This window comes from Acidimicrobiia bacterium (assembly GCA_029210695.1).
GTDB lineage: Bacteria > Actinomycetota > Acidimicrobiia > Spongiisociales > JAHEDJ01 > JAHEDJ01.
The window spans coordinates 1-11,118 of record JARGFH010000087.1 but is presented as its reverse complement, the minus strand read 5'-3'; the positions used below and the strand labels follow the sequence as shown (position 1 = coordinate 11,118).

At 62.7% G+C, this 11,118-nt stretch carries 5 protein-coding genes; 1 reads left to right on the top strand and 4 read right to left on the bottom strand.

Annotation, left to right across the window (positions count from 1 at the left end):
- Positions 1 to 354 (top strand): transposase (locus tag P1T08_17285; GenBank protein ID MDF1597836.1); only part of this gene is annotated, 354 nt, incomplete at its 5' end.
- A gap of 132 nt (positions 355 to 486) precedes the next feature.
- On the opposite strand, the gene P1T08_17280 is transcribed toward P1T08_17285, so the two are convergent.
- The 4 genes from P1T08_17280 to mobF form a co-directional block, all read right to left on the bottom strand.
- A complete protein-coding gene (locus P1T08_17280; protein ID MDF1597835.1) occupies positions 487 to 2,703 on the bottom strand; it encodes a DUF262 domain-containing protein in 2,217 nt (738 codons plus the stop codon).
- A 388-nt stretch (positions 2,704 to 3,091) separates the two neighbouring features.
- On the bottom strand, positions 3,092 to 6,223 hold the full coding sequence (locus tag P1T08_17275; GenBank protein MDF1597834.1) for an AAA family ATPase: 3,132 nt from the start codon (positions 6,221 to 6,223) through the stop codon (positions 3,092 to 3,094).
- The gene (locus P1T08_17270; GenBank protein MDF1597833.1) at positions 6,220 to 7,482 is read right to left on the bottom strand and encodes a DNA repair exonuclease; all 1,263 of its coding nucleotides are present in this window, start codon (positions 7,480 to 7,482) and stop codon (positions 6,220 to 6,222) included. The genes P1T08_17275 and P1T08_17270 overlap by 4 nt, the downstream gene beginning before the upstream one ends.
- A gap of 416 nt (positions 7,483 to 7,898) precedes the next feature.
- On the bottom strand, positions 7,899 to 11,006 hold the full coding sequence (gene mobF / locus P1T08_17265; GenBank protein ID MDF1597832.1) for a MobF family relaxase: 3,108 nt from the start codon (positions 11,004 to 11,006) through the stop codon (positions 7,899 to 7,901).
- Between the last annotated feature and the right edge of the window lie 112 nt (positions 11,007 to 11,118).

Genomic DNA, 11,118 nt, shown 5'->3' with positions numbered 1-11,118 from the left:
GATGTCGCTCGGGCCGGGCTGCTCTCTGACATCGAGACATTGCATCTTGATCGCGGATACGACTATCCCAAGATCCGCCGTCAACTGGCCGAGCTCGGACTCGATGACGTGGTCATTCAACGCCGGAACCAGGCGAAGGTCGACGGGAAGAAACCGCCCCTCACGCTCGGACTGAGATGGATCGTTGAAGCCACCAACAGCTGGCTATCGAACTACGGGCAGCTACGCCGAAACACCGATCGACGGACCCGACACCGACACGCCCAACTCTGTCTCGTGGCCACCATCCTCATCACCGCACGACTCATCGACTACCGCGATAGATGGAGCCCCGAATCAGTCCCTATCCGCTGAGCCCCTTAGCCCGGTTTTCTGTTCCGTTACTACTCACACCCCAAGTTCCCCCACGACCGCTTACCGGCCCCGCTAGTAGAAGAAGCTCGCACGGGGATCTCACCGATGATCAGAGAACCCCAACTCTCGCCTTCACGGTGAACTCACTAAGCCATAGGCTTCCCGGGCAAGCTCGACGGCTTCCTCGAGAGCCGCATCGGTGTTGAGGCGAATGCGAACCTGGTACGCGTCCTTGGCGGCGCCGGGCTCAGCGTGGCTACGCCCATCCGCGCTGGACCTCAGCAAGCGCAACGCGACGCTCCCGTTTGAGGGTGTGACGTAGGCGAACGCTCCATACCGGTGGTTACGGTGCCGCAGCATCAAGTACGGGCCGAACCCATCCTCGGAACTGCTACTGCGACCCGGTAGGGCTTCAACGTTGCCGAAGGCCCGAGTCCGCCGAGTGAAGTCCTCGACCAACCGAAGCGTGGTGTTGCCCGCCCCGCGTCGACGAATGAACTCATCGGCGATCGCCGACTCCCTCTCAGTGGAGGGGTCCGGGCTCATTTCGGCTTCTCCAAGCCTGTCGAGCGCGTCAGTGTTGTTCCCGGGCGATTCAACTGTGAGCCCTGGACGCGGCCAGGTTGCCACGATCGCGTTCGCCAGGACCATCCCACGCTCCTCAATAGCGTCGTCACTCCATGCTTCGGGGAGCTGACGGTTGAGGCTCAGGGCACTGTGTTGCAGGATCGCCTTGCGTTTCTCGCCCCATGGACCATTGGAGATGCTGCTGTTCAGCTTCTGTGTCGCGAGGGTCAGGTTGCCGAGTGTGTTGATCAGTAGCTCGCGTCGGCTTTCGGCGTCTGGATTATTGGGTAGTGGCCAATGCTGCTGCCAGCTCTGCGGCATCAGGTGTTCGATCGTGAGCTTCCCCTGAACCTTGATCGGCTCGGACAGCGAATCTCTCAATGCCTGATGGTTGAGCTCTTTGAGGACAAGCTCGATACGATCCTGGCGTAGTGATCCGTACATCCGTCCACCTGCGACAGCGGAGCGGACGTCGTCGTCGGTAGGCCAGCGGACCGCGTCACCCGTGGCGGCGAGTAGTCGTGCCCGTATCGTCGCCGTGGCCGCGCTTGGGTTTTCCTTGACGCCGTTGAGAAGCGTCAGGAAGAGGCGGTTGTAGTTGCGTGTGGTCAGCTTGCACAAGAGCCTTCGGATCAGGAACGACTCGAGGTCGCGCAAGATCGTGTGGCGGTCGGCGGGTGTCAGGGCGTCCTCAGGCACTCCGAAGAGCCACAACAGCAACGGGTAGGCAGTCGTCAACTCGAGCGTGTTCAGACGGCTCATGAAGGCGCCATCGAGGCTGTCTCCCTCCAATGTCTCGATGCGCTCGAAGACTTCGCCGTAGCGGTCGATGCTGGCGAGCACAGCCCGGATGTCTTGGGCTGAGTCGTCCAGCCAGGTCCGGAACCGACTGAATAGCTGCGAGCTGCGGACCTCTCGCTCGGCCTGCATCGTGAGGTAGTAACCCATGAAGGCATCAATACGGGACCGCAACAGGCGCCCTTGGCTGATCTCCTCTCTCCACCGGTCGTCGACGAAGCGGGCCCAGTGGCGGTCGTGCAGGTCCTCAACATCGTGGCCGGACTGCTTGGCCCGGTTGAGCAGATCGTTCTTGATCAGGTCAGCCGCCTCGAGGGGGGTGCCTCGCGCGTTGAGCGTCTCGAAGATGACCTGGGCGTTGTCCCGGTCATCCAGATCGATTACCACGACCCTGAGCCCACGAGCGAGGACATTGACGAGGTCCCCGAGGAGATCTGTACCGTTTCGATCTGTGCTCTCCAGCCAGGCTCGGATGGCGCTGCGGAAGTACCAATAGGCGTCCAACAGTTTGGAATCGATGCTCGAGACTCCCGCATCGGCGAGCGCAGCCTGGAATCCGGTCCGGTCAGACCTCGTTGGTAGAACCTTGAGTGTATCCTCAGCGTTCGAAATGACGTACTCGCTGTTGGCGACCAACTGGCTGAGTCGGCCCTGCAACCTCTCCTCGCCCGTCTCCTTTGAGACATCGCGAACCGCCGCAAGAAGAAGCTGAAGCGTGACAAGTCGTTGTTGGCCGTCGACGACCTGCCGCTCATCCACAGCCCCTACCGAGGTTGGCTGCTGATCAAGCACGATGGCGCCAAGGAAGTGGGGGTGCTCCTCTCCGCCACCGTCCGCTCCGTCTCGCACCACGGCTTGGATATCCCTCCACAGCGGCTCCCAGTGCTCCTCCTCGGTCCATACATACGGACGCTGGAAGACCGGGACAACATACTGGATGTTCTGGACGAATAGTCTGGTGAGGTCGAGTGTGTCAGCTCTCATGCGTACCCAATCGTCGTTCTCTTTACATCAGTGGTAGCAGCCCGGTGCGCCGCGTCATCGGCGACGCGATCGACCGACTTCCCCGATTTCAGGCTACCCAAGAACCGTACCGTTGCGCTTTGGCGGGTCCGGAACGAAGTGAATGCCCGGCCACGACCTGTCCCGAGTATGGGCGGGTCGGGTCTCGTCGCAAGCAATCGGAACCGCCCTTCAACCGCCTGAAGGGGACAAGTTCCCCGCTATGGATCTCAAAGAGCGGCAAATAGTCCTCCGGAGATCAGAGCGTAGCGATGGGATGAATCCCGGCAGGCATCTGAGAGGGGCGGCGCCGACATCGCGCGTCCACCGGACAGGTGTCCCAGACACGGAACAAGCCCGCTCTGCAGTCTCACAGCGGGAACTGCTTGAGTTCGACGATGCGGGCTTCCGGGGCAGAGCCTGCCATAAGGTCCCTGGTTCCCGGGTGGCACGTGAGGAGGACCACCTGATGCTGCTCTGCCAACTCGGATATGACACCTGCCACGCTCGCCGCACGCTCCGGATCGAAGTTCACGAGAACATCGTCCATCACCAGCGGAAGCTTGACTCCCCGACCAGCGAACTCTTCTGCCAGCGCGAAGCGAAGACACAGGTAGAGCTGCTGCACGGTCCCGGTGCTGAGATCGACGATGTCGATCGGGTCGCTCGCCCGGCTCATGACTTTCAAGTCGCTCTCTGTAGAGAGGAGCTCTGGGTAGCGCCCATCGGTGATCCTGTTGAAGAGTTCGGCAGCGCGCTCCACGACCTTTGGCTGGTGCTTCCGTTCGAACCTCGCCAGCGTCGCATCAATGAGGGCTCGTGCCGTTGCGACTCGGGCCCACTCGGCAGTCGCCTCTGCCAACTCCACCCTTTGGGCCTCGACGACGAGCGCCAGCTTTGCTACCTCGGTCGATCCCGCGATAGCCGCTGCCGCGGTCTTGAGGTCTTGGTGGTGCCTGACCGCCACTTCGTGCTCCTGCTCCAGCTCCTCGACCAGTGCGCTGGCCTCGTCATAGCTCGACTGCCATCGCGAGAGGTCCCCGGTAGTGAGCTCCTCCTTCATGAGCTCCCCGCCCTCGCCCCCACCGATTGCCGTCTCGATCAGTCGAGAGAGCTTTGCAGCGTCCGCCTCGAGTTCCGCCCTGCGCTTCAGCTTCCCGATCGCTTCGTCAAGTGCCGCAGCATCGGCAACACCCACCTCGGCAAGTACTCGATCGCGGATAGCCTCGGCATTCGCCAGGTCGGCTTCTGCCTCCTCGAGGTCCTCTCGCGCCCCACCAATACCCTTCTTGAGACCGACAATCGACTCTCGCTTCTTCTCGTCCTCCAGGATGTCTTGGTAGAGCGCCTCAACAGCAGCCATCAAGCCCGAGTCGATCAGGTCATCATCTCTCTCAGCGGCCTTCAGTGTCTCCGTTGCCGACTGCTCAAACCACTTGATGCGCTGACGCACATCACTCGCTTCGGACCTGGCCTCGCTCTCCTGTCTGATCAGCTCTCTTGTGCCGGCGATTGCCGGCACAAGATCCATGACCACCTCCGGCTTCAGCGGCTCGGCGATGCCCTGTTCCGTCCTCCAGTCATCCCACGTCGATCCGAGCTGTCTGCGACCAGAGCGCTGCTCCTCTAACTCTCTGGTCGCGGCCTCGATCTGCTCGCGAAGTTTCCGCTCCTTTGTTCGCTCTCCGTCTACGAGGTTGGCGAGAGCGTCGGCGGCACTGCGGTCTATTCGCTGGAGCGTGATCGCAGCCAATCGTTCCTCAATCTGAGAGGCGTTCGGAATCTCAGCGAACCCGAGTTCGGCGGCTAGGTCACGTGCCTCGGACTGAGCGGCCTCGAGCTCGCGTCTTGGGGCATCTCCGGCGGTGGGTCGCTCCGATCTTGTCCCACTGGCCGTATCGCCTCCGGCAGTACGGGCCGCCCGCCTCCATAGGACGATGCCAACACCAGATGCGACAGCGAGCACGAGCAGCAGGACCGCTGACAGGAACTCGTTGGCGACCCCCGCAACGACCCCGGCGCCACCCAAAACGACGGGCACCGCGAAGAGGATGCTTGGCGGCACACCTGCCCCGGTCGGACGGCCCACACTCTCGAGGACTTCCTGCACAGCGGCAACTCGTTCGTCGTCCGCTCGGACACGCTCGCGAAGCTTCCCGACCTCCTCGCCGAGCACGCGCATCTTCCTGGTCTTCGATTCGGCTGCCTCGATCTCCTCCGCGGACGGTGTTGTTGCGTACTCCGCGAGCTTCTGTTCGTGGTCACGGCGCTCGGTTGTCGCCTCTTCCAGCCCTCCCTCGAGACCGGCGACGCGTCCGACACCATTAGCAATGGCCTTGTCGGCCTCGCTCAACTGGTCCCGCCATTCGACAAGCTTCCCCTTGATCGGGATTGACGTGTCGAAGGCCTCGACACGGTCCTTGTCCCAACCCGGTCCCAGTTCTGTCAAGGATCGCGATACGTCTGTTTGGAGGTTCTCAATCCTGGTCTCAAGGGTGCCGAGCCGAGTTCGATCCGTGTCGTAGCGTCGGATTTCCGCGTGCAGCTTCTTGGCTTGCGCGGCCGCCGGAGGAAGCAGATCATCAACATTGACCTTGTTGAACCGAGACTGCTGTCTGTCATGACTGTCCTTCCTCTCTCGAACGGCAACGTTCCTCTCGCCGATCTCCCGCTCCGCGTCCCGGAGGCGAGCCTCCGACGCCAACTCAACGCCGTCCGGCACCTGGAGGGACTCGGCTTCCCGCTCCGCCGCAAGCCGATCAGACCACTGTGGCCAGATCTCGATCAACGTCTCGTACCGCTTCGCTTCTTGCCGCTTCTCGCGCAGATCTGCCGAGATGCTCTCGACAGCGCCAATCGCCTCGTCGAGATCGCGCGTCGCTTGCTCGTAGGACTTCGCCTGACCCTGGAGAGCCTGTAGGCCCCCGTGCACGTCCTCGAGCTTCCTGCGAAGGTCGGTGATCGTTGAATCGGATCGCGGCCGAAACAGTTCCTTCTCTCTCGACTCCAGCTGATTGATGATCTCTCGTGCCGATGGCCCGCCACCGAACGTTGGGGTAGCGAAGATGCGCTCGCGTACGGAGTCGCCCTCAAGTGCCTTGAGGTCTTCGAGCTCTTTCAGCCCAAATGCGAACACGTTCTGGAAGAGTGTGCGGTCAGCGTTGCCGAGCAGGTCCTTGATGGCCTCCTGACCCCCGATCCCGCCACCCGGGTACCGCACCATCGGTACCTTCCCGGCCTTGGTTCGCTCGATGATGTACTCACTGTCGCCGTCTCGTAGGAAGAGCTTGCCTCCGTGGTTGCCCCCGACAAGCGGTTCGTGGTGAGGACCCTTTGATCTGCCGTCCGGGAAGCCGAAGAGGATGCTGAGGACATAGTTGACAAGCGTCGACTTCCCGGCCTCGTTCGGGCCGCAGAGGACGGTCAATCCGGACGGCAGATCGTTCAGCCTGTAGTCGGCGAACATACCGAAGCCGTTGATGTGCAACCCGGAGATCCTCATGTTGCACCGCCTTCGAGCAATTCGATTGCTAGCGTGACCGCGTCATTCCACAGGACCGGGTCTTCGGGAGACGGAAGTTCCACTCCGAGTCGTTCGAGCTTCGTGAGTGGGAGGTGTTCGACCACGTCGTCGACGAAGCCGCCGTCGCCTTCCGCCGAGAGCTCGTCTGCGAGAGCCAGCAGCTCAGCCGAGAAGTCTCCGCGCTCCCTAATTGCGTCGATGTCGATGGCTGTCGTGGTTCTGTCTCTCAGGGACTCCCACCAAAGGAATGGGTCCTGGCCCGTCGATTCCTCGCGTAGTTCGGTGAGCAACTCCTCAACGGCTCCCATCCGAGCGAGGTCCTCGTGGATGTCGCCAGATCCTCTGAGCGAGCAACGCACCAGAAGTGATCGGCCGTCGCCATCCGCGATGGCTTGATCCCCCATCTTGAGGAGCTCGCCCTCAACCTCGGAGAGATCCATCCCAAACACGTCGAGCTCCATCTCCCGAAAGCGGATCTTGTCGAGGGCGACGAACTCGGGCTCCGCGATGGTCGTGCCGTCGACTTCGACAACATATGCGCCCTTCTCCCCCATCTCGCTCGGCTTCGGGCTGCGGCCCTGGAGATTGCCGGGGTACACGATCCATGGATCGCCATGGCGCAGGATCTGTCGCTTGTGGATATGGCCGAGTGCCCAATAGTCGAGATCGGCGATTGCCAGATCGTCCACGGAACAGGGAGCGTATGGGTCGTGGTCCTGATTGTTGCCGGCATTGGCGTGCAGCACACCCACGTGGATGCCGGGGCCACTGCCGCGCCTGAATCGAAGAGCGAGATTCTCGGTCTGCTCTCTCTTCTCATAGCTGATGCCGTGGACGGTGGCGATCTGCTCGCCGCGCCACTCGACGGTCACTTGATCGACGTGCTTGTGACCGAAGACGGTCACAAGGTCGGGCCAGTCGCGAATCGCTGACCAACCGACCTTCACTGGGTCGTGATTGCCGTGAACGATGAACGAGTAGATGCCGTTATCGTCAAGCCTCTTCAGCCCGCGCTGGAATCGGAGCTGCGCGGCGACTCCGCGCTCAGCCCCGTCATAGATGTCCCCGGCCAAGACGACAAATGCGGCCTCTCGGTCAATGGCGAGATCAACGAGACCAACGAAGGCGTCGAGGGAAGCCCGACGAAGAGCATCTGAGACCTCGGGGGCGGCTTCTCGTATGCCGGAGAAAGGCGTGTCAAGGTGGAGGTCCGCTGCGTGGACGAAACGGAACTTCAAGCTAACCCCTCGTGCTCAGGCTGTTGCGCTAGGAACGCATCATAGTCCGCCGACGCCTGGCCCCGAATCGACGTGATGGAGCGAAATGGTGCCATGTCCACCGGGTCACTGAGCAGACTCCCTCTTTTCGACCCTCCACGCGGCAGGCAACCGTCTCGACTAGCACGCATATCCGGGATAGGGGCTATCCACTTCAGTACAGTCAGTCGCCACGGGTGGGGCCGACGCCCCACTGGGGGACCGAATGGGACCATATTCAGGGGATCTGCCCTTGGAATAGCGGCGGATCGGGTTGGGCGACCCACGGCTGTACCAACCTGGATAGGCCCTTCCGGGATTATGGTCGCAACGGGCTCTCAAGTCGTGGCACCCGGATGTCGATGCCCGGTCGACGTAGGCGCCCGAGCAGCGCGTATCTACAAGCCGAAGCCGACAGCCTGGTGTTCCGCAACGGACTTGAGGAGGTTCCGCTCGATGTCGCGACGAGCTGCGATCCATGCCACGCGCTGTTCCACCTCGCGGCTGAGCGGGGCTGGCCCCAGCAGGCCGGGTGACTCGTCAGGGATCCCTTGCTCGGTGCGGTAGAGAAGAGCGCGGTCGACGATCGCATCCCAAGCAGCGCGACGATCAGGCTCTGCAGGCCGCTCTCCCAAGGTGGCAACAATCCATTCCGACGGTAAGAAGGTCATGGTTGCGAGTCGGTCTCGGCGGCGGGCGTGGATCTCGCTGTGCAGGTCCAGGTACTCGACGAGGAGGTCGCTCTGGTTGCCAGCGGCGGCCAGTCGGCGATCCTCGGCTTCTGAAAGTGCCAGCTCAACTTCCAGATTCTCAAACCGCTGGTTCAGCTGTTCGTCGGTGAGGGTCCGAGGTCGCCGTCCGGTGTCAGATGCCGCCAGCTCCGCAGCGGTACGTCCGAGGGCTGCGATAAGGGCTGTGAGCCGGTTCGGGTGTTGGTGGGTCAGATGCGTGCACTCGTCCTTGCCAAGTTCGGGGTCAGCGAGGTAGATGGTGTTTGCTTCCCGGCCTCGACTCATGGTGACGTAGAGCCATTCCCGGTCGACGCCATCTCCGGCAACCGTGTGGGCGCGCCGGGCGGTTGCCCCTTGAGCCTTGTGGCCGGTGAGGGCGTAGCCCCAATCGAGGTTTCCTTCGTCGAGGTACCACTGTGGAACGGTCACGTCGGTGTTGGTGCGGTCGAGTCTGAGCGTGATCGTGCGCCGTTCAGTGTCCACAGCCGTCACGGTTGCGAGGTCCCCGTTGAGGACTCCGAGCCGGGAGCGGTTCTTGAGGCACACGGCTCTGTCTCCGGCCTGGAATTGGCAATCGCCAGCGTTAACCGAGGGTCCGTGGAGCAAGCCGGATTGGACGATAAGTAGTCGGGCCTGCTGGTTGAGCTGGTCGACGGTGGTGTTGCGATGCCCGATAAGCAGCACCTGGGCAGGGTCACCGGCATCTTGGACGTCTCGGTACCAGTTGTCGACGGCTTGGGTGATGGTGTCATCGTCGGTGGCCGCTGTGTTGATGAGTCCGCGCCGGTCGTACATGGCCACGGCCCGGGAGATGGAGCCGTGGCGGAGTTCGGCCAAAGCGGTGCGTTCCCATTCCTGGTCCTGGCGGACGTTCTCGGTCAGCTCGACAGCGGGGAGGCGAGCCGTCAGTGCAGCGAATAGGCCACCGGCGTCGATCTCGGCGAGCTGGCGATGGTCGCCGATCAGGATGAGCTTGCCGGAGGCTGCTTCGACGAGGTCGGATACCTCGGCGAGCTGGCGGCTGCCGACCATGCCTGCCTCGTCGACCACGACGATGGTACCGGTTGGGAGGCCACCGGCTGCTTTGGTTTCCCACAGGAAGCGGGTGATAGTGGCGGACGGAATGCCGGTGGCGGTTTCGAATCCGGCGGCGGCTCGGGCCGCCAGCGCCGTTCCCATGACGGGGGTTCCTGTTTCGGTGGCGAGTTGGCCGATGATGGCCATGACGGTGGTCTTGCCGGTCCCGGCCGCTCCAACGCCGGCTTCGATGGCGCTTCCGGATGTGGCGAACTGGCGGATCATCGCCTGCTGCCCGCCGGTGAGGCTCGGTTGAGTTGCGAGAGCGGCTTCGACCTGCGCCTCAGGGACGATCCATCGTTCGGCTGCAATACCCTTCCGGGCGCGGTCGATGATCCGCTGTTCGATGGCGAGGAGTTCGGTGGTTGTGTAGCGCCGTTCGTTGACCAGTCCCGGGAAGATGTCCCCGTTGCCCCTCCGCATGATTCGCGGCTGCGTCGAGTTGACCAGTTCGAGGAGATGTTCGAGTTCGGCGGGTTCGAGATCGATCGACAGGCGACTCAGAGAGTCGGTGGTGGGGTGGATGGGGAGAATGGGGATCACGCCCGAGCGACGGAGGAAGGCGTCTGCCAGATGCTCGATATCGGCTCGTCGTCCTCCCTCGGGTAGAGCCTCCGCCACTGCTCTGATTGCGTCAACTCGCCCAAACGTCGAGGCCTGGGCGGTGAGCCCTTCAGCGGAAGCCATCAATTCGAATACGGGTGCGGGGTCTGGGACGGTGACGGAACGGCTGCGTTCCAGCACCTTTGCGACCGACTCAGGCGTAACGCCAACCTCAGTGCCTCGTTCCAGCCAGACCGGCATCAGCATGTCGATCGGATGGTCTCGTTTAGGGCCCCGAGTCGCCAATGTGGCGACCTCGTTAGCAACGGCGGTGTCCGCAAGTCCATGGTCGTTTCGCCACGCTTCGATCTGGCGGCGTCGCTGGGAGAACGCCATGATCTGGTCCCTGGTGAAGCCGTCGATGTCCGCAATCCCGTTGCGGACTGGCTGCCAGCGAACCCCGAGTCGCTCGGTCAACCGGTGCCTCAGTTCGGCTTCGTGGAGGTAGCCGGCGGCCAGTTTGTGCCGGTAAAGGAGACGCCCGTCGATCGCCCGCCAGACATCGTCGACGCCCTTGACCCGGTTCCCAACAACCACGTGGGTGTGGAGCTGCGGGTCATCGGCTCGGCTGGTGAACTCGGTGAACCACGCCGAGACGTACCCCTTGGTACGAATAGGCCACGTCTCAACCCGATGACGAGGGAAGCCATCTTCGTCGAGGATCGGCTTGCCTTCTTGGTCCAGGATCGGCGTCCGAGAAGCGCCCCGAGTCGAGGATGCTACCGATTCCAGGTAGGTGAGCGCCTCGGCGGTGGACTCCTCGAACGCCTCGACGACGTGGCGTCGAACCTCGTCGTCCCCGAACGCCCACAGCAGCGACACCGACTTGTCCGCTGAGAAGGTCAGATCCCAAGCCGCCACCCCGTCCTTGCGGAGCTGACGTCCCAACTGCTCCCCAGTCGCCGGGTGCTGTCCGTCGAAGAGGCGCACCAGGCCCTCCGCCGACACGATTCCCTTCAGTCCCTGTTCGAGGGCGCCGCGGCCGTGCCAACGGCCGGTGGCAGTCCCACCTCGCAGGTAGTAGTCCTCGCCCGGCGAAATCTCCCCCAGTTTCTGGAGGTAGTAGTCCTTGCGGGCCTTGGCGATGCTCAACATCCAGCCACCCCCGGACGGTCAACTGGTATACCCCGGGCAACTTGTCAGTGGTTTACCTTCGGGTGGGAGCGCCGGTTGGTGCTCTTGGAGACTGGTGATGGCCACGGTGACG

What these genes read in the sequence shown, in the direction of transcription:
- P1T08_17275 (MDF1597834.1), bottom strand. Translation starts at nt 6,223, where the DNA reads ATGAGGATCTCCGGGTTGCACATCAACGGCTTCGGTATGTTCGCCGAC.
- mobF (MDF1597832.1), bottom strand. Translation starts at nt 11,006, where the DNA reads ATGTTGAGCATCGCCAAGGCCCGCAAGGACTACTACCTCCAGAAACTG.
- P1T08_17280 (MDF1597835.1), bottom strand. Translation starts at nt 2,703, where the DNA reads ATGAGAGCTGACACACTCGACCTCACCAGACTATTCGTCCAGAACATC.